This window comes from Paracoccus methylarcula (assembly GCF_003007735.2).
Classification (GTDB): Bacteria; Pseudomonadota; Alphaproteobacteria; order Rhodobacterales; family Rhodobacteraceae; genus Paracoccus; species Paracoccus methylarcula.
Genome location: NZ_PXNQ02000001.1, coordinates 429,560 through 448,355, shown reverse-complemented (window position 1 = coordinate 448,355; position 18,796 = coordinate 429,560). Strand labels below are relative to the sequence as shown.

The 18,796-nt window shown below is 60.8% G+C and carries 17 protein-coding genes and 1 pseudogene; 6 read left to right on the top strand and 12 right to left on the bottom strand.

What is annotated here, in order from left to right; translation table 11 throughout:
* Window positions 1–21: 21 nt before the first annotated feature.
* The 3 genes from lysA to argH are packed head-to-tail and all read right to left on the bottom strand — an operon-like array spanning window position 22 to window position 2,827.
* Window positions 22–1,287 carry a diaminopimelate decarboxylase gene (lysA, locus tag A7A09_RS02040; protein ID WP_106689809.1) on the bottom strand — a complete coding sequence of 422 codons (1,266 nt, stop codon included), beginning with the start codon at window positions 1,285–1,287 and terminating at the stop codon, window positions 22–24.
* Window positions 1,287–1,424 carry a hypothetical protein gene (locus tag A7A09_RS20710; protein ID WP_170166993.1) on the bottom strand — a complete coding sequence of 46 codons (138 nt, stop codon included), beginning with the start codon at window positions 1,422–1,424 and terminating at the stop codon, window positions 1,287–1,289. Before A7A09_RS20710 ends, lysA begins: the two co-directional genes overlap by 1 nt.
* Window positions 1,421–2,827: an argininosuccinate lyase gene (argH, locus tag A7A09_RS02035; protein ID WP_106689808.1), complete on the bottom strand. Its 1,407-nt coding sequence runs from the start codon at window positions 2,825–2,827 to the stop codon at window positions 1,421–1,423. The genes A7A09_RS20710 and argH overlap by 4 nt, the downstream gene beginning before the upstream one ends.
* 21 nt (window positions 2,828–2,848) lie before the next feature.
* On the opposite strand from argH, the gene A7A09_RS02030 reads away from it, so the two are divergent.
* Window positions 2,849–3,397, top strand: coding sequence for a TlpA disulfide reductase family protein (locus tag A7A09_RS02030; protein WP_106689806.1), 549 nt, complete (start codon window positions 2,849–2,851; stop codon window positions 3,395–3,397).
* Here the strand turns inward: A7A09_RS02030 and A7A09_RS02025 are convergent.
* Window positions 3,372–3,950, bottom strand: coding sequence for a DNA-3-methyladenine glycosylase I (locus A7A09_RS02025; RefSeq protein ID WP_106689804.1), 579 nt, complete (start codon window positions 3,948–3,950; stop codon window positions 3,372–3,374). The two genes, A7A09_RS02030 and A7A09_RS02025, sit on opposite strands and share 26 nt — an antisense overlap.
* 54 nt (window positions 3,951–4,004) lie before the next feature.
* Between A7A09_RS02025 and A7A09_RS02020 the strand changes: the two genes are divergently transcribed.
* The 3 genes from A7A09_RS02020 (at window position 4,005) to phbB (ending at window position 6,982) form a co-directional block, all read left to right on the top strand.
* Window positions 4,005–4,862 carry an EAL domain-containing protein gene (locus A7A09_RS02020; protein WP_106689802.1) on the top strand — a complete coding sequence of 286 codons (858 nt, stop codon included), beginning with the start codon at window positions 4,005–4,007 and terminating at the stop codon, window positions 4,860–4,862.
* A 132-nt stretch (window positions 4,863–4,994) separates the two neighbouring features.
* Window positions 4,995–6,167, top strand: a complete 1,173-nt coding sequence (locus A7A09_RS02015) for an acetyl-CoA C-acetyltransferase (protein WP_106689800.1) — start codon at window positions 4,995–4,997, stop codon at window positions 6,165–6,167.
* A gap of 89 nt (window positions 6,168–6,256) precedes the next feature.
* Complete coding sequence (phbB, locus tag A7A09_RS02010; RefSeq protein ID WP_106689798.1) at window positions 6,257–6,982, top strand: acetoacetyl-CoA reductase; 726 nt, start codon at window positions 6,257–6,259, stop codon at window positions 6,980–6,982.
* A gap of 83 nt (window positions 6,983–7,065) precedes the next feature.
* Here phbB and A7A09_RS02005 read toward each other — a convergent pair whose 3' ends face one another.
* Genes A7A09_RS02005 through A7A09_RS01995 form a run of 3 tightly spaced genes read right to left on the bottom strand, consistent with a single transcriptional unit; the run spans window position 7,066 to window position 8,251 of the window.
* Window positions 7,066–7,230 carry a YdcH family protein gene (locus A7A09_RS02005; RefSeq protein WP_106690035.1) on the bottom strand — a complete coding sequence of 55 codons (165 nt, stop codon included), beginning with the start codon at window positions 7,228–7,230 and terminating at the stop codon, window positions 7,066–7,068.
* 60 nt (window positions 7,231–7,290) lie between these two features.
* On the bottom strand, window positions 7,291–8,049 hold the full coding sequence (locus A7A09_RS02000) for a tRNA1(Val) (adenine(37)-N6)-methyltransferase (RefSeq protein ID WP_106689796.1): 759 nt from the start codon (window positions 8,047–8,049) through the stop codon (window positions 7,291–7,293).
* Window positions 8,042–8,251 carry a putative signal transducing protein gene (locus A7A09_RS01995; protein ID WP_106689794.1) on the bottom strand — a complete coding sequence of 70 codons (210 nt, stop codon included), beginning with the start codon at window positions 8,249–8,251 and terminating at the stop codon, window positions 8,042–8,044. The genes A7A09_RS02000 and A7A09_RS01995 overlap by 8 nt, the downstream gene beginning before the upstream one ends.
* Window positions 8,252–8,326: 75 nt before the next feature.
* Between A7A09_RS01995 and A7A09_RS01990 the strand changes: the two genes are divergently transcribed.
* Entirely contained in the window at window positions 8,327–9,328 is a 1,002-nt protein-coding gene (locus A7A09_RS01990) for a polyprenyl synthetase family protein (RefSeq protein ID WP_106690034.1), read from the top strand.
* An 81-nt stretch (window positions 9,329–9,409) separates the two neighbouring features.
* Here A7A09_RS01990 and A7A09_RS01985 read toward each other — a convergent pair.
* Window positions 9,410–10,740 (bottom strand): annotated as a pseudogene (locus A7A09_RS01985) (ammonium transporter).
* Window positions 10,741–11,093: 353 nt separating this feature from the next.
* Here A7A09_RS01985 and A7A09_RS01980 point away from each other — a divergent pair.
* The gene (locus A7A09_RS01980; protein WP_106689792.1) at window positions 11,094–13,400 is read left to right on the top strand and encodes a transglycosylase domain-containing protein; all 2,307 of its coding nucleotides are present in this window, start codon (window positions 11,094–11,096) and stop codon (window positions 13,398–13,400) included.
* Window positions 13,401–13,799: 399 nt separating this feature from the next.
* Here A7A09_RS01980 and A7A09_RS01975 read toward each other — a convergent pair whose 3' ends face one another.
* Genes A7A09_RS01975 through A7A09_RS01960 form a run of 4 tightly spaced genes read right to left on the bottom strand, consistent with a single transcriptional unit; the run spans window position 13,800 to window position 18,730 of the window.
* Entirely contained in the window at window positions 13,800–14,876 is a 1,077-nt protein-coding gene (locus tag A7A09_RS01975) for a flagellar basal body P-ring protein FlgI (protein ID WP_170167003.1), read from the bottom strand.
* Window positions 14,877–14,896: 20 nt separating this feature from the next.
* Window positions 14,897–15,913, bottom strand: coding sequence for a flagellin family protein (locus A7A09_RS01970; RefSeq protein ID WP_106689788.1), 1,017 nt, complete (start codon window positions 15,911–15,913; stop codon window positions 14,897–14,899).
* A gap of 2 nt (window positions 15,914–15,915) precedes the next feature.
* Window positions 15,916–17,373: a flagellar hook-associated protein FlgK gene (gene flgK / locus A7A09_RS01965; RefSeq protein WP_170166992.1), complete on the bottom strand. Its 1,458-nt coding sequence runs from the start codon at window positions 17,371–17,373 to the stop codon at window positions 15,916–15,918.
* 40 nt (window positions 17,374–17,413) lie between these two features.
* On the bottom strand, window positions 17,414–18,730 hold the full coding sequence (locus A7A09_RS01960) for a flagellar hook protein FlgE (protein WP_106689784.1): 1,317 nt from the start codon (window positions 18,728–18,730) through the stop codon (window positions 17,414–17,416).
* Window positions 18,731–18,796: the final 66 nt, after the last annotated feature.

Here is an 18,796-nt window from a genome sequence, read left to right as displayed (position 1 = left end):
ACATCCGATCCCTGTGCCGCCTCAAAGCCATTCCGGGATGGTATCGCGCGCCAGCATTTCCTCAAATGTCGGTCTCGCCCTGATGACGGCGAATTGATCGCCGCTGACCAGCACCTCGGGCACCAAAGGCCGGGAATTATATTCCGACGCCATCACCGCGCCGTAAGCCCCGGCCGAGCGGAACGCGACCAGATCGCCCGCCACCAGCCCGGGCAACTGGGTGCCTTTCTGGAAGGTATCCCCTGATTCGCAGACCGGCCCGACCACGTCGAAGGCCCTGACATCGGCCCCCACGGCAGGTTCGGTTACCGGCACGATGTCGTGATGCGCGCCATACATGGACGGGCGCAGCAGGTCGTTCATCGCCGCGTCCACGATCAGGAAATCGCGGCCCTCGCCCTCTTTCAGCCAGATCACCGAGGTCAGCAGGACCCCGGCATTGCCGACGATATTGCGGCCCGGCTCGATCTCGATCTCGCAGCCCAGATCACCCACGCTGTCGCGGATGACCTGGCCATATTCGATCGGCAGGGGCGGAGCGTTGTTGTCGCGGCGATAGGGGATCCCCAATCCCCCGCCCAGGTCCAGCCGGGTGATGGAATGGCCGTCGGCCCGCAATGCGCGGGTCAGTTCTGCAACCTTGCCATAGGCCAGCCGGTAGGGTTCCAGGTCGGTCAGTTGGCTGCCGATATGCACATCCACGCCAACGACACGCAGCCCCGGCAGGCGCGCCGCCTCGGCATAGACCTCGCGCGCGCGGGCGATGGGGATGCCGAACTTGTTCTCGGATTTGCCCGTGGCGATCTTTTCATGCGTCTTGGCGTCCACATCCGGGTTCACCCGGATCGCCACCGGAACCTCGGCTCCCATCGAGGCGGCCAGTTCCGACAGCGCCCGCATCTCGGGCTCGCTTTCGATGTTGAACTGGCGGATGCCGCCCTCGATGGCCTGCCGCATCTCGGCCAGCGTCTTGCCGACACCCGAGAAGACGATCCGGTCCCCCGGCACGCCCGCGGCACGCGCCCGCGCGTATTCCCCGCCCGAGACGACATCCATCCCCGCGCCCATATCGCCCATCAGCTTGAGCACGGCGAGGTTCGAATTCGCCTTGACCGCGAAACAGACCAGATGCTCGGTCCAGTCCAGCGCCTGCCGGAACAGCCCGAAATGCCGGGTCAGGGTCGCCGCCGAGTAGACATAGACCGGGGTGCCGACCTCTGCCGCAATGCGCGACAGCGGCACCTCTTCGGCATGCAACGCGCCGTCATGGTAGTTGAAGTGATCCATCAGAGCTCGGTGACGGCTCCGACCGTCGCATGCCCGGAGATCGACACGCCCGGCTTCTGCGCCACCGGTCGTTCGGGCGGACCATCGACGCCGCAGGCGGTCACGGCGAGTATCGCGAACAATGCCAGGAATCTCATGCAAGTATCTCCTTCCAGCGCGCGATCTGCGCGCGAACCTGATCGGGGGCAGTCCCGCCATAGCTTTGCCGCGAGGCGACGGAATTGTGAACACCAAGAACGGAATAGACCGACTGATTTATCGCCGGATTGACCGATTGCATCTCGGTCAGGGACAACTCGTCCAGATCGCAGCCCTTCTTCTCGGCCAGTGCGACGAGCGAGCCGGTGACGTGATGCGCCTCGCGGAAGGGTAGCCCCGCCTCGCGCACCAGCCAGTCGGCAAGGTCGGTCGCGGTCGAGAAGCCGCTTGATGCCGCCGCCTCCATGTTCTCGCGATTGGCGCTCAGATCCGACAGCATCCCCGCCATCGCGGCCAGCGCCAGCATCAGGTGGTCGGCGGCGTCGAAGACCTGCTCCTTGTCCTCCTGCATGTCCTTGGAATAGGCCAAGGGCAGCCCCTTCATCACCGTGAACAGCGCCACCGTCGCCCCCAGGATCCGGCCGATCTTGGCGCGGATCAGCTCTGCCGCGTCGGGGTTGCGCTTCTGCGGCATGATGCTGGAGCCAGTGGACCATTTGTCCGACATCGACACGAATCGGAACTGCGCGGATGACCAGATCACCAGTTCCTCCGACAGCCGTGACAGATGCACCGCGCAGATCGAGGCCGCAGACAGGAATTCGAGCGCGAAATCCCGGTCGCTGACGGCATCGAGACTGTTGGCCATCGGCCGGTCGAAGCCAAGCGCAGACGCCGTGGCCTCGCGGTCGATGGGATAGCCGGTTCCGGCCAGTGCCGCGGCACCAAGGGGTGATTCGTTCATCCGGCGGCGGGCGTCCCGGAAGCGCGACAGGTCGCGGCCGAACATCTCGGCATAGGCCATCATGTGATGCCCCCACGTCACCGGCTGCGCGGTCTGCAGATGGGTAAAGCCCGGCATGACCCAATCCGCGCCCGCCTCGGCCTGCGACAATGCGGCGCGGATCAGCGCATCCAGCCCCGCGATGGCCGCGTCGCACTGATCGCGCACCCATAGCCGGAAATCCGTCGCCACCTGATCATTGCGCGAGCGGCCCGTATGCAGGCGGCCTGCGGGTTCCCCGATGATCTCCTTCAGCCGCGCCTCGACATTCATGTGGATGTCTTCCAGCGCCGTCTGGAACGGGAAATCCCCGGCCTCGATCTCTGACAAGACCGTGAGGAGGCCTTCCCCGATCGCGCTTGCATCGCTATCGCTGATGATGCCTTGCGCGGCGAGCATCGCGGCGTGGGCCCGGCTGCCCCGGATATCCTGGGCGTAGAGCCGCCGGTCGAAACCGATCGAGGCGTTGATCGCCTCCATGATCGCGTCGGGCCCGGCGGCAAAGCGCCCGCCCCACATGCTGTTGGCGGCATCCTTGTTTTCGGGCCGGTCGGTCATTGTCAGTCCTTCGGAGGTCAAATGCTGCGTCGAGTCCTGCTTTATACGGCACTGGTTTTAGGTGCAAACGCCGCGTTCGCGGGTGAGATCGACTGGCAGGCGGCCAAGGATGGCGGGCTGGTCAAGCTGGTGCCCTCCGAGGACGCACCGGCCATACCGGAAACCACCTTTACGGATCCGGATGGCAACACCCACAGCCTCATCGATTACAAGGGCAAGGTCATCCTGGTGAATTTCTGGGCCACATGGTGCTATCCCTGCCGCGAGGAGATGCCCTCGCTGGATGCGCTGCAGGCCGAACTGGGCGGGGATGATTTCCAGGTCGTGACCATTGCGACCGGCCGCAACCCGCCAGAGAAAATAGATAAATTTTTCAATGAAACCGGTGTCGAGAACCTGCCCGTCCTGCTGGATCCCAAGCAGAAGCTGGCGCGTGACATGGGTGTGGTTGGGCTTCCGGTCAGCGTGCTGATCGACCGCGACGGCAACGAGGTCGCCCGGCTCGTGGGCGACGCGGACTGGTCGAGCGATGCCGCCAAGGATGTCATCCGCCAGTTGACAGCGCCCTGACCTCGGCATGTCGCGGGCAGGTGGTGAGGTGATCGTTCACCATCCCGGTGGCCTGCATGAAGGCATAGGTGATGACTGGACCGCAGAAATTGAACCCACGCTTTTTCAATGCCTTGGACATGGACGCCGATTCAGCCGTGTCGGTCGGCACCTCGGCCAGCGTCGCGAAACGGTTCTGAACGGGCCTGCCGCCCACGAATGACCAAAGGTAGGGTGAGAACCCCTCGCCCTGCTCGATTTCCAGAAAAAGCTGCGCGCCGCGCACCGTTGCGGCGATCTTGCCGCGATGCCGGATAATCCCCGGATTCTTCAGTGCCTTTTCTATCCGCGCCTCGTCCCACCGGGCAACACGCTCGGGGTCGAAACCCTCGAATTCCTCGCGGAACCCGTCACGCTTGCGCAGGATGGTAATCCAGCTCAACCCCGCCTGGAAACCGTCGAGCACCAGCTTTTCCCACAATGCGCGGGCATCGTATTCCGGCACACCCCATTCGCTGTCGTGATAAGCGACGTAAAGCGGGTCATCGCCGCACCAGCCACATCTCTTGTCCATGCGCGTTAACCCCGAGTTCAGATTTTCTGCCTGTTTGCGCCAAGTTAGGCAAACATGACCGGAGTGCAAGGAATCTATCCGGAAGAAGAGGTAGACGTGAGCGACGCGATCTCTCCCATCGGTTCACCGCTGGATTATGTCATCAGCCAGCAGGACCGCATCACCCTTTCCTCGGTCCGTGCCGCTGTTGAAAAGGGGCGCGGGCTGCTGGCCTATCAGCCGATCGTGCAGGCCAGGCAATCGCAACGGGTTGCTTATTACGAGGGGTTGATCCGAATCGTCGACGATAGCGGTCGTCTCGTGCCACTCAAGGATTTCATGCCCAATGCGGAAACGACGGAACTGGGGCGCCAGATCGACTGCCTGTCGCTCTCCCTCGGCCTGCAGGCCCTGTCCGAGACCCCTACGCTGCGACTGGCCGTGAACATGTCTGCAAGGTCCATCGGCTACCCCGAATGGAACCGTATCCTGCGCGAAGGCCTGAACGGTAATCCACATGTTGCGGAAAGGCTGATCCTCGAAATCACCGAAAGCTCGGCGATCAAGTTGCCCCAACAGGTGGTAGAATTCATGCGAGAGGTTCAGCGGCACGGTGTCAGCCTTGCCCTGGACGACTTCGGAGCCGGTTATACTTCTTTCCGTTACCTGCGGGATTTCTGTTTCGACATGATCAAGATCGACGGTCAGTTCATCCGCCGGATCACCGAACATCCCGACAATCAGGTGCTGACACGCGCACTGCAATCCATCGCACATCATTTCGACATGTTCACTGTCGCGGAATCGGTGGAAACCGCGGAAGAGGCCGGTTTCCTGATCGAAATGGGGATCGACTGCATGCAGGGATACTATTTCGGCGCTCCGACCATCGCCCCGCCATGGAAAGCGCCGCCCTCGATGGCGCGCCGCTGAACCCGGAGAAGTTGGACGAGTCAGGTATTCCTTCGGAATGCGCATCTTGGTGATTAACTTGACGCCAAGGCATGAAACCGCATTCTAAGCTAGATTCGCCGAAATCCCGGCAACGATCGGAAGGAGCCCGACATGACCAAAGCCGTAATCGTATCCGCCGCCCGCACACCGGTGGGCAGTTTCCTCGGCTCGTTTGCCAATGTGCCTGCACATGATCTTGGTGCAGCCGTCCTGAAAGAGGTCGTCGCCCGCGCCGGCGTTGATCCGGCAGAGGTCAGCGAAACCATCCTTGGCCAGGTCCTGACGGCTGCGCAGGGCCAGAACCCGGCACGTCAGGCGCATATCAATGCCGGTCTGCCCACGGAATCCGCGGCTTGGCTGATCAACCAGGTCTGCGGGTCGGGGCTGCGCGCCGTCGCCTTGGCGGCACAACAGGTGATTCTCGGTGATGCCGACATCGTCCTGGCAGGCGGTCAGGAAAGCATGTCGCTGGCAACCCATGCCGCCTATCTGCGCTCGGGTCAGAAGATGGGCGATCTGCAAATGATCGACACCATGATCCGCGATGGGCTCTGGGACGCGTTCAACAACTACCACATGGGTCAGACGGCCGAGAATGTGGCGGAAAAATGGTCCATCGGCCGCGAGCAGCAGGATGAGTTCGCCGTCGCCTCGCAAAACAAGGCCGAGGCGGCCCAGAAGGCCGGAAAATTCGACGACGAGATCGTCGCCTATACGGTCAAGACCCGCAAGGGCGACACCGTCGTGGACAAGGATGAATATATCCGCCATGGCGCCACGCTGGAGGCGATGCAGAAACTGCGCCCGGCTTTCACCCGCGACGGCTCCGTCACGGCGGCGAACGCTTCGGGGCTGAACGACGGGGCCGCCGCCGTGATGGTGATGACGGAAGACGAGGCGAATCGCCGGGGCCTGACACCCCTGGCCCGCATCGCATCCTACGCGACGGCCGGTCTTGACCCTGCCATCATGGGCACCGGACCGATCCCCTCCAGCCGGAAGGCATTGGAGAAGGCCGGCTGGAAGACCGACGACCTCGACCTGGTCGAAGCCAATGAAGCCTTTGCCGCGCAAGCCTGTGCCGTGAACAAGGACATGGGCTGGAATCCCGATATCGTGAACGTGAACGGCGGAGCCATTGCGATCGGTCATCCGATCGGCGCCTCGGGCTGCCGTATCCTCAATACCCTGCTGTTTGAAATGAAGCGCCGGGACGCCAAGAAGGGCCTTGCCACGCTTTGCATCGGTGGCGGCATGGGTGTCGCCATGTGCCTCGAACGCTGATATGAAAAATTCTGCGCGCAATCATCTTGCGCGCAGAACATCAGTTCGATAGCAATATTTCAAGCGAGCTTAACCTACAGGGGGGATGAATGGCAAAAGTTGCATTGGTAACCGGGGGATCGCGCGGCATCGGCGCAGCGATTTCCAAGGCGCTGAACGCGGCGGGATATACCGTTGCGGCCAATTATGCCGGCAATGACGACGCGGCGAAGGGCTTTACCGAGGAAACCGGGATCAAGACCTATAAATGGTCTGTCGCCGATTATGACGCCTGCGCCGCGGGCATCAAGCAGATCGAGGAGGAATTGGGGCCGGTCGAGGTGCTGGTCAACAATGCCGGCATCACCCGCGACGCGATGTTCCACAAGATGACTCCGCAACAATGGAAAGAGGTCATCGACACGAACCTGACCGGCGTCTTCAACATGACCCACACGACCTGGGGCGGCATGCGAGAACGCAAGTTCGGCCGGGTCATCAATATCAGCTCGATCAACGGGCAAAAGGGGCAGGCCGGGCAGGCGAATTACTCGGCTGCCAAGGCAGGTGATCTGGGCTTCACCAAGGCGCTGGCCCAGGAAGGTGCCCGGGCGGGCATCACCGTCAACGCGATCTGCCCCGGATATATCGGGACAGAGATGGTTCGCGCCATCGACGAAAAAGTGCTGAACGAGCGGATCATCCCGCAAATCCCGGTCGGCCGTCTCGGCGAACCCGAAGAGATCGCGCGCGCCGTCGTTTTCCTGGCTTCCGATGATGCTGGCTTCATCACCGGCTCGACCATCAGTGCGAATGGCGGTCAGTTCTTCGTCTGATCGGCAAGCCCTTACAGCTTGATAAACAAGGCCCGCGCCATTGGCGCGGGCCGGTTTCATTTCAGCGTCAGCATTTGGCAGGATCAGTGCGACAGCCGGGAAATTTCCTCCTTGAGACGGAGCTTTTCACGTTTCATCGCCGCAATCTCCAGATCACTCGTTCCTGGGCTCTTCTGTGCCTTTTCAACGGCATCTGACAGAACCTGGTGTTTTTTGCGAAGTTCCTGAACGTGGGAAGCAACCGACATCGCGTCCTCCTCTATATGTGTAGCGAACATCCGGGATTGCAGCACAGAACTCTGATTCTGTCACGGAACTTTCGCAAAATACCTGGCCATCGAGTCTCCTTCGCGAAGAACAGCCGATGCGGGGCCGGAAAAATCCTCTCCATCCCGCAGATGCCGGTCGGCATCATGCATCACGAAGGGCGCCAGAAGGCGCAAGGGCGCGCGGGATCCCTTGCGCGCGGTCAGGATGATTCGCCCGGCCTCGCGCCCCGTCCGGGCGGAGACGGGCAGGATCGTCACCGCCCCCGCGCGCGCCTGCAAGGCCGGCAGAAGAGCATCCAGACGATCCGCGCGCTGAATGACCGTCATCATCCCGCCCGGCTTCAACCGGCGCAATCCCGCATCAATCCACTCGGCCAGGGGCAGGCTTTCCTGCCGCGAGACATCGCGCCCCGAATCGACCGCCCGACTGCCCGACAGGAAATAGGGAGGGTTGGCGATCACATGGTCGAAACTTTGTTCCCGCAATCCAGGGGGCATGGCGGCAAGATCTCCGGTCACGACATCCAGCGGGATATCGTTTCGCACGGCGTTTCGACGGGCAAGGGCGGCATAATCCTCCTGCCGCTCCAGCCCGGTCAGTTTCAGGGAGGGAACGCGCCAGCCGAGACACAGGCTGGCAACCCCCGCGCCGCATCCCAGTTCCAGCACGGTCTCCCCTGGCTGTGCGGGACAGGCGGCGGCCAGCATGACGGCGTCGGCGCCCGAACGAAAGCCGCGGACGGGCTGCGCGATCTGCAAGCGCCCACCAAGGAACCCATCCTCCCGGGTTTCACTCATCCAGCCCCGCATCGCGCAAGATGCTGCGGGCCATGAATGCATCGCGATCCGCGACCATCAGCCGCCGCGGCAGGATACCGATCGACCCATCCAGGATGCTCATATGCCGGTCCATCTCGAAGACGGCGATGCCCTCCTGCTCCAGCAGGCTGACGGCACTGGATATCCTGACGGGATCTGTGCTGCGAAACAGTTCTTTCATCGGGAAAAGGATATGTGGCGGTTGCGCAATTGTCGATGGCATGGCAATGCGTTGGGCCAGAAATGGGGTATGGCCATGGGTGTGAACGAAAACGTTCTGAAGCCGCTGGACCGGCTTGCGTCGACATTGTCGGCCGAGATGGACGCGGTCAACGCGCTGATCCGCAAGCGGATGTCCAGCCGCCATGCGCCGCGCATTCCCGAAGTCACCGCGCATCTTATCGAAGCCGGGGGTAAACGCTTGCGCCCGATGCTAACGCTGGCGGCGGCGAAAATGCTGGATTATCCGGGCGAGTATCACATCCATCTCGCCGCGACGGTCGAGTTCATCCATACCGCCACGCTGCTGCATGACGATGTCGTCGATGAAAGCCGGCAGCGGCGCGGGCGCCCCACCGCCAACCTGCTATGGGACAACAAGTCCTCGGTGCTGGTCGGCGATTACCTGTTCGCTCGCAGCTTTCAGTTGATGGTCGAACCGGGAAACTTGCGGACGCTGGAGATCCTGGCCAATGCCAGCGCCACGATTGCCGAGGGCGAGGTGCTGCAACTGACCGCCGCCCAGGATCTGGCTACGGATGAGAATGTCTATCTGCAGGTGGTCCGGGGCAAGACGGCGGCGTTGTTTTCCGCCGCGACCGAGGTCGGCGGCGTCATCGCCGGTGCTCCGGCAGAGCAGGTGCAGGCGCTGTTCGATTATGGCGATGCTTTGGGAATCGCCTTCCAGATCGTCGATGACCTGCTGGATTATGGCGGTGCGACCGAGACCATCGGGAAGAATATCGGTGACGATTTCCGCGAGCGGAAACTGACGTTGCCGGTCATCAAGGCGGTCGCGAAAGCCGATGCCGAGGAACGCGCCTTCTGGTCGCGCGTCATCGAGGCCGGGGATCAGCGCGATGGGGACCTGGAACATGCGCTGACCCTGCTTGCCCGGCATGGCGCGATGGAAGCGGCTCGGGCGGATGCGCTGGATTGGGCCGGACGCGCCAAATCCGCACTCTCCACGCTGCCGAAACACCCGATTCGCGAGATGCTGTCGGACCTGACCGATTTTGTCGTCAGCCGGGTCGCCTGATCTTCCGACCATCTTATCCAAACGGAAAGGCGGGCCGATCACTCGGCCCGCCCCTCTCCGGGAAGAGACTGTCGATACTCTTTATTTTGCCTGCACGAAGTCCGGATAGGCTTCCATCCCCATTTCCGAGATATCCAGCCCGGTGATTTCGGCTTCCCGATCCACGCGAATCCCCATCGTCATCTTGAGGATCGTCCAGATCGCGAAGCTGACCACGAAGGTGAAGACCCCGATCACGACGATGCCGATAAGCTGGGTGACATAGCTCGCATCGGGATTCGAGGCCGGCACGATCAGCGTGCCCCAGACACCGGCGACCAGGTGGACCGGGATGGCACCGACCACGTCTCGATCTTGAACCTGTCCAGCATCGGCACCACCAGAACCGCGATCGCGCCACCCACGGCTCCGATCAGGACCGATCCGAAGATCGACGGGAAAAGCGGCTCGGCGGTGATCGCGACCAGCCCGGCCAGGGCGCCGTTGAGCACCATCGTAAGATCGATCTTGCGATACATGATCTGCGTCACGGCAATTGCGGCGAGCGCACCGGCCGAGGCAGCCATATTGGTATTGACGAAGATACGGCTGACATCCGCTGCGTCATTGACCGTGCCCAGGGCCAGTTGGGAGCCGCCATTGAAGCCGAACCAGCCAAGCCACAGGATGAACGCCCCCAGGGTGGCAAGGGCAAGGTTCGAGCCCGGCATCGGTTGCATGCGTCCATCGGCACGGTATTTTCCGTCACGGGCACCCAGGATGATTGCGCCCGCCAGCGCGGCAAAACCGCCGGTGGCGTGAACCAGGGTGGAGCCCGCGAAATCCGAGAAGCCCATCTCGCTGAGGAAACCCCCGCCCCACTGCCAGCTAGCCTCGATGGGATAGATCACACCCGTCAACAATGCGGTGAAGATCATGAAGGGCCATAGTTTCACCCGCTCGGCCAGCGTGCCCGACACGATCGAGGCCGTGGTTGCGCAGAACATCAACTGAAAGAGGAAATCGGACCCGGCGGAATAGCCGGCGGACACATCACCCGCACCGACCGGATCAAGCGTCGCCGGATTGAAGATCGCCCCGATCACCCCGGTCACGGTCCAGCCGTCCCCCGGATACATCAGGTTGTAGCCGATCAGCCAATACATGAGACCCGCGATGGCGAACAACGAAACATTCTTGAAAAGCTGCGTCGTCACGTTCCGGGACCGGACGAGCCCGGCCTCCAGCATGGCGAAACCCGCCGCCATCCACATCACGAGGAAACCCCCGATCAGGAACAGCAACGTGTTGAAAATATAGGCCACGTCCGCGCTGACCGCGGGGGCTGCATCCGCTGCGGCGGTCTCCTGCGCGACGGCTGGCAGGGCAATCGACAGTGCCAATGCCGCGATTAACGGGGAAGTCTTTCTCATGTCATTCACCTGTCTGCGTTTCAAGCCGCCGGACCGGCTGCCTTCCGCTTCGTGATCGGCAATCGGATGTCGTTTCGACAAGGCTGTGGGCATTTTATGGCCAGCGGATACAGGAAATGCCTGTTTGATAGGCATATTTGACCCGATATGCGCTCAAATTACGCAGGATTCAGTTGCGGAGCCTGCTATTCTGCCCGATCTCTTTGCAGCAATCCCGAACTCTGGGTCGATCAAGCAAAAGGTGATCGATCACGGATTGGTCAGCGCAATTCCATGTTCAAAACTTCTCATGTATGCTGCGGGTTTAATTGGCCATACCCCATCGGCCAGGTAACGAGCAGGCAAAAGCAGGCATGAAAAGACCGACCGGCACTCCAAAGCGCACGGGCCGCAGCCCGGTTGCCGACAAGCGTAACCAGCCCCCGGCAAGCGCGCCGTCAAAGATGCGCCGCAAGACTGGAAAACGTGGCAGTCAACCTCGCAAGGGGAATGTGCTGCTGCGCGGCATTGCCGGTACAGTCAGCCTGATCTGGCGGATTCTATGGGGTTCCGTATGGCGCCTTGCCATGGTCATGGCGCTCATTATCGGCGCGGCGACAGCCTATTATTACAGTGGCCTGCCCGAACCCGAAGAGCTTTTCGACGCGCGGGCACGCGGCTCGGTCACGATGCTGGACCGCAACGGCAAGGTCTTCGCATGGCGTGGCGAAACCTTCGGCACGGTCAATAGCGACCAGATCGCCCCGGTGCTGAAACACGCCGTCATCGCAACCGAGGATCGCCGCTTCTACGGCCATCTCGGTGTTAGTCCCCGCGGCGTTGCAGGCGCCATCAAGATCAACCTCGCCGAGGGGCGCGGCCCGCTTGAAGGCAATGGCGGCTCGACCATCACGCAGCAGGTCGCGAAGCTTCTTTGCCTGGGCGAAACCTTTGACCCGATCCAGTGGAAGAACGAAGCCGAGTTCGAGGAAAGCTGCCGGGTCAGCAGCCTGTGGCGGAAGGTCAAGGAGGTTCCCTTCGCTTTCGCGCTCGAAGCGAAATATTCGAAGGACGATATCCTCAACATCTATATGAACCGCTCCTATCTCGGTGCCGGGGCGCGCGGTTTCGAGGCCGCCAGCCAGCGGTATTTCAACAAGCCCGCTTCGGATGTGAATGCGGCAGAGGCGGCAATGCTGGCCGGATTGCTCAAGGCGCCCAGCTATTTCGCCCCCACGGCGAATCTCGAACGCAGCCAGGGCCGTGCCGGGCTGGTCCTGGGCCTCATGCATGAGCAGGGTTACCTGGACGACAAGCAATTCGCCGACGCCAAGGCGCATCCGGCCGTGCTGTCGCAGGCCGCCGCCGAACGGGCGGGGGGATATTTCGCGGATTGGGTGATGGATACCGGCCCCGGCTTCCTGACCAGCGAAACGACCGAGGATGTCACGCTCAAGACCACCTTCGACCAGCGCATCCAGAAAGCCGCCGAACGGGCGCTGAAACGCGTTTTCGACGAAAAGGTCAAGGATGGCAGCAAGGCCGAAGCCGCTGTCGTGATCATGTCGGCCGATGGCGCTGTCCGGGCAATGATCGGCGGGCGGGACACGACCGTGAATGGCGCCTTTAACCGGGCCATTCAGGCCAAGCGTCAAACCGGTTCCAGCTTCAAGCCCTTTGTCTATGCCGCCGCACTGGAAGCCGGTTATTCGCCATCCGATGTGGTGCAGGACGGGCCGCTGACCATTCGCATTCCCGGCGGCAAGCCATGGTCTCCCAAGAACTACACCCGCCGTTACTACGGCTCCGTGACGCTGACCGACGCCCTGAAACGCTCGCTGAACACGGCGACAATTCGCCTGCAAGAAGCGGTCGGGCGCGACGCCGTGAGAAGCGTGGCACATGATTTCGGCATTGTCAGCAACCTGACGTCCAGCCCTTCGCTTGGTCTCGGAGCGTCCGAGGCAACCCTGCTGGAACTGACCGGCGCCTATGCGGGCATCCGCAATGGCGGCACCTCGGTCGCACCCTATGGCCTGATCGAATTGAATATCCGGGGCGACGAGCAGCCGCTTATGGGGCAGCTCGGCGGTTTCGGCGAACGTGTCATCAGCCAGAGGGCGGCAGGTCAGCTGATCTACATGATGCAGCAGGTGATCCAGTCGGGGACCGGCACACGCGCCAAGCTGGGCGACCGCCCGACAGCCGGGAAAACCGGCACGACCAGCAGCTATCGCGATGCCTGGTTCGTCGGTTTTACCGAACAATATGTCGCCGGCGTCTGGATGGGCTATGACGACAACACGCCGCTTTCCGGCGTAACCGGAGGCGGGCTTCCGGCGGAAATCTGGCAGGCGGTCATGTCGGATATTCACGAGGGCCTGCCCGTCCTTCCGCTGTCGACCGTGTCTCCCGATGGCAGCGGCATTATCGTCTCCAGCGGAGAGAACACGCCCAAGGTGGTGACCTCCGGCTCTCCCGATGATCCACTGGCCGCAGCGCTGGCGGGGGCGATGCAGGATGCCGAAAGCCAGCGGCAGGCGCAAAACCAGGGAGGACGAGTCGTCACAGCCCCTACCGAGATCACCGGAAATGCACCGCAAACCGAAGGTTCCTCGACCTCATCCAGTTCGGATGACGCGCTGAGCCGGGCACTGAACGGGATCCTGGGAGGGAATTGAGCCTCCCTTTCCCGCGCGATGCATCGAGTGACGCCGGGATCATATTGGACAGCTCTCGACATGGTCTCGGCCAGAGCACCAGCCGCACTGACTGGCTGATCTCGATCATATACAAGGGACCACCTCGTCGGGATGCCGCATAACCCCAACCTGGCCGCGCGAAGCTGATTTCCTTGTCGCGATTGCAGAGAGCGCCGACATGCGTTCGGCAAAACGAAGGATGTCTTGACCGAAGAAATCGTGAAGCATGTTCCCGGTCTCGAAAACCGCAGCCTCCCTGCTTCGATCTCGGGGCGCTTCGTGATAAGTCCCGAAGTCGCCGCAGGATGATGACTGCAAACGAACCATAATTAGCCGCCACAACATCGCGGTTCCATGGCTCTAGACATCATGGCTCGCCTACTCGACGATCAGATCGGCATGCAAGGCACCCGCCGCATGTATGGATTTCAAAATATCGATCATGTCGCGTGGCTGCACCCCGAGCGCATTGAGTCCATCAATCACGTCGCTGAGCGAAGCCTCGCCCGCCACCTCAGCAAAACCGATACCGGGTTCCTCTCTCAGTTCGGCAAATGACCTTGGCAGGGTGACGGTTTCGCCATCCGCGAAGGGGTTCGGTTGGGACGCTTGCGGCGCTTCACTGACCCGCAACGTCAGATTCCCTTGCGACACAGCCACATGTGAAATGCGAACATGCTCGCCCATGACGATCGTACCGGCCTTGTGATCGATGACCACTTTCGCACGATCTTCGGGTTCGACTTCCAGGTTTTCGATTCTTCCCAGGACCCGGGCGGGGTTGATCTGGCCAAGCTTGCGAAACTCGACAATCACGGTGCCACCATCTTGCATCACCGCGACAGAGCGGCTGAACTCACGATTGATCACATCCTCGATCCGTCCCGCAGTGGTAAAATCCGCATTGCGCAGGGCGATCCGGATGTTCTGGATTTGCGAGAAATCGAAAGCCACCTCACGCTCCACCCGCGCTCCCGCCGGGATTTTCCCTCCCGTAGGGACACCTTCGACCACGCGCGATGCCTCGCCCGCGATGGCCGCGCCGCCGGAAATGATAGATCCCTGGGCAACTGCATAGATATCGCCATCGGCGGCCTTCAGCGGCGTCATGACCAATGTGCCCCCCAGCAGGCTTTGTGCATCCCCGATGGCCGACACACCGACATCGATACGGCTGCCGGATCGCGCAAAGGGCGGCAAGGCCGCGGTCACGACGACGGCCGCAACATTCTTGGACCGCAGGGCATCATCCGTCACATTCACCCCTAATCGTTCCAGCAACCCCGCAAGCATCTCTTCGGTAAACGGAGCGTTGCGAAGACTGTCCCCGGTCCCATCCAGGCCGACCACGAGGCCATAGCCGATCAGATCATTCCCGCGAACGCCATCGAAATTCGCTATATCCTTGATGCGAACCGGTGCCGCGGCAGATGCGGTGGACAGCACTATCAACATCAACAAGGCCGCAAGCCGTTTCACCGCAGATATTCCGTCAGGTTCAGCTTAGACAACCGCGCTGTTAATGTATAAAGGGTGTTCATCTGGCTTTCGGCTTCAATCAATGCGACCGCTGTCTCGTAAGGATCGACCTGCCGGATGTCGTTGCGCGCCTTTTGCAGCACCGAGAGAGAGGCCGCATTCTCTGCTCCTTGAGTTTCAAGTGCTTTTTGCCTGGTACCAATTCTTGCCATCGCAGCGACAAGTGCAGGCTGATTGTTGAATACGATCTCCCCTCCCTTGCGCGCCAGTGCAAGCCTTTCGGTATGTTGATCATCATCGGTGCTGCTACCGGCCAGTGCCGTCAACGCCACGCCCTTCAGCACATCACGAACGGCAGGATCAGCGGCGCTTGCACCCAGTTCTATGAAACTGCTGCCGGATATTCTGGATTGACGCATGCTGTCCAAGGTTCCCTTATAGGCGACATCGAGAAACCCGCCGCTTCCCGGTGGTGCGTCAAACCAGTCGGTCACGGCCTGAGCGATATCTTCAGCCAGGGTCAGCCCGTCCGTGAGGCTCTGAAGCTCTTCCAACATTGCTTTGGCCGAGATCAGGGGAGGCCTGTCGACCGCTTGCCCTGAGAACAGATATTGTCCGCCATAATCAAGGTTCAACCGCGACACCACGGTGTTCAGCGCCTGCGCGGCCTCAATTGCATGTAAATCGAGCATCTTCGCATCTGCCGGTATCGGCTGCGCCAGGATTGTATCTGCAAGTTTGGCCGTAACCTTATGGGCGACACCGAGCGCTTCCTGCTCTTCGTTGGTTTGGGTCGCCGCATCCTGCACATTCTGCTGATATTGCTCGGTCAGGGTAAGCCGCGCCTCGATATCATGCAATATGCCCGCATTTCCTCGCAAGCGTTGACCAAGATCCGCCACCTCACCATTGGCGATCTCTTTGGTCAGCACATGCAATACTGTCCGAAGATGCCCGCTGTTCGATCGCATCGCATAGGCCCGAGCCTGATCTCCTATCGAATTTGTCAACATGATTACCACCTTAGAACCTGATCCATCATTTCATCGATCGCCTGGATGACCCGCGCATTGGCCGCGTAGGCTTGCCCATATTCGAGCAGCCGCTGCAGCTCGGCATCGCTGTTCACCCCATCGGACAAAAAGCGTTCGGATATTGCATCTGCCTGACTGTTCTTTAGAGCGCTGTCTGTCTCGGCCGAATTGCGGCGAGATATCACGCGCGACTCGAGCGTCGCCAAGCGGCGGCCCAGTGACGCATTCTCTCCAAACACACTTCCAGCAGGTGGAACGCGACCGCGCGACAACGCGTTCTCCAACCCGATGAGAAGAGACGAATCCCCGGTGGGGCCTGCCTCATAGGCGCCCAGCCCGTCTCGCAAGCGCCATAGTTCGCCACCAGCGGACGGATCGACAACAGGATTGAGCGCGATGCGGGCGGCCAGCCCCTTCATCTTTTCGGAGGTAGCAGGTTCACCGCCATCGACGAACAACCCCAAGGCATCTGCAGCGATTGTCGAATCGACAGTGGGATCGGCAAAACGATCATGCAGCTCCAACACGAATGAATCGAGTTCCTGCTGGATTTGAGGACCCAAATGGTCACGAATTTCAAAATTGGCCGAAAGCGTGCCACCAGAGAAAAAATGCATGCGGGACGCGGGAAGCACTTTCCCGTCAACGATCAGGCTCCCAATGGATCCGTTCTCAACCGATAGCTCGGCAGACAGACGCGGCGCCGGCTCGAACTCGATCTGACTGGGCTTCGTGCCGTCCAGCAGCGGCGCACCGCTGATCGTGAAAAGGGCTACGTTTCCGGCGCCTCGTGCAATCTCTTGCACCGGGACGATCACGTTGACCTGATCGATTATCGCCTGACGCTCATCTATCAATGGCGATGGATCTTTCCCCTGACTGCCGACGCTCGAAATCCGGCGGTTCAGATAGGCAACCCGGGCAAGCCCATCGTTCAATGTCTTCACGTCCAGAGCAATGGCTGCATCCGCATCCGTCCTGGCGGTTTGAACGATGTCCGAGACGGTATTGAGCCGGGAGGTCAATTCAATTGCCGACTGTGCAAGGTTCAACAACCGGTTCTCATCTTCAGGCCGTCCGCTCGCATCGAGAAGCCTTGTCTGAAAGGTCGTCAACGCCTCGCCAAGCCCCCCTACAGAGCCTGGAACCCCGATCACGTCTTCCACCTTCTGCAAGAACTCCAAACGCTTCGACGCCTCGGCCCTTGCCGCGCCGGCGAGGCGTTGTTCCGCCAGAAGCCCCGCATTCACCACGCGCGAGATATTGTCGATGCGGACTCCACCTCCATTGCCGCCCAAGCTGCGCGCCTGGAGAACCATCTCGCGGCGAGCAAATCCAGGTGTCTGGATATTTGCCAGGTTGTCGGAGACCACTCCTGTTCCACGGGCTACGGCAGACAATCCGGTTGCCGCATTGGAAAGCGCTTTGGCGAGGCTCATCGCTGTCATTCCTTATCTGGTCGTATCGCCGCATCAACAGTCAGCGTTTGATATTCGTGGTTTCCTGAAGCATCTCATCCACCGTCTGGATCACCTTCGCATTTGACGAATAGGCGCGTTGCGTCTCGATCATATGCGTAAGTTCTTCGGCGATGTCCGTGGTCGAAGCTTCGCGGGCATAGCCCCGAATCTCTCCCGTCGGTCCATCACCGGCGTTCCAGAGAAAGAAACTTCCCGAGCTCTGCGAAATGCTGAAGGTTTGCGCGCTTCCCGCCTGCAGGCCATTCACATTCGGAACGGATACCAACGGAATCTGATACAGCGTTTTCACGGCTCCCGTGTCATAGGTCACCTTGATGAAGCCGTTCTCGTCGATTTCTCTCGACTTCAGCCTGGCCGCCTCGGACCCGTTTTTTTGAACATTGGTAGGCGCGTAGTCTTTGCCGATCTGCCTGAGGTAACTGTCGGGACTGCCAAGTTTGCCAATCTCGATTTCCATATCACCATCGGCCACCTGAAGGGCCAGTGCCCCGGTGTCCGGATCATATTCACCTCCCGATAGCCGTGTCACCTCGGAGATTCCCCCGGCAAGTTCGGCACTGCCATCAAATTTGATCCGGTATGAACCGATCAGGTTTGCCGCAGGATCCGAGTCGAGATCTCGGATATCAACTTGCCATGTGAGCGACATCCCATCGGGATTCGAGACATCCGGGGTGAAGGTCAGCTCCAACTGCTTGCTGATTCCAAGATTTCCAAAATATTCAAGTGGATAAACAATCGGATCACCTGATGCCGTCGGCGATGTTTCACTTGCAGGCAGGGTGATGCCCAGCTTGATCTGGGTGGTCGGATCACTGATCGTACGATCAGCCGGAATCCGAACGGGTTCGAGCCCTTTCATCGCATCTCGTGAAAAGGACGGAATGGTGCCATCCTTTGACGCGGGCCATCCCAACAGCACCAGTCCCGAATCCGTGCGCAGGTAGCCATTTGCATCGGGACCGAAGCCACCCGTGCGCGTCATCAGCAGCGGCAGTTGTGACGAACCTCCCGTCACGCTGGTGATATTGGTCACGGGCAACATGCCAGCACCCGCGATGGCAATATCCAAGGGATTCGAGCTTGGAATCAGCGTACTGGTCTGATCGATTTCACGGCTCGACGATGCCCGGACACCCCCCGCAGCATAAGCACCCCCCTGCGACTGGCTCAGCACGAGAGAATCGAACTCCGTCTCTACCCGTTTGTAGCCGTAGGTCCCGGCATTGGCGATATTGTCCGAGATGGTCGCTATGCGCGTCGAGTTCGCCATGAGGCCTGCGACACCCGCACCCATTGCTGAAGTCATGGACATGTTGTGAGTCCTTTCCTTGACATGTTGCCGGTAGGATCGAAGGGACAGTTTAAGATCAGCCTAACG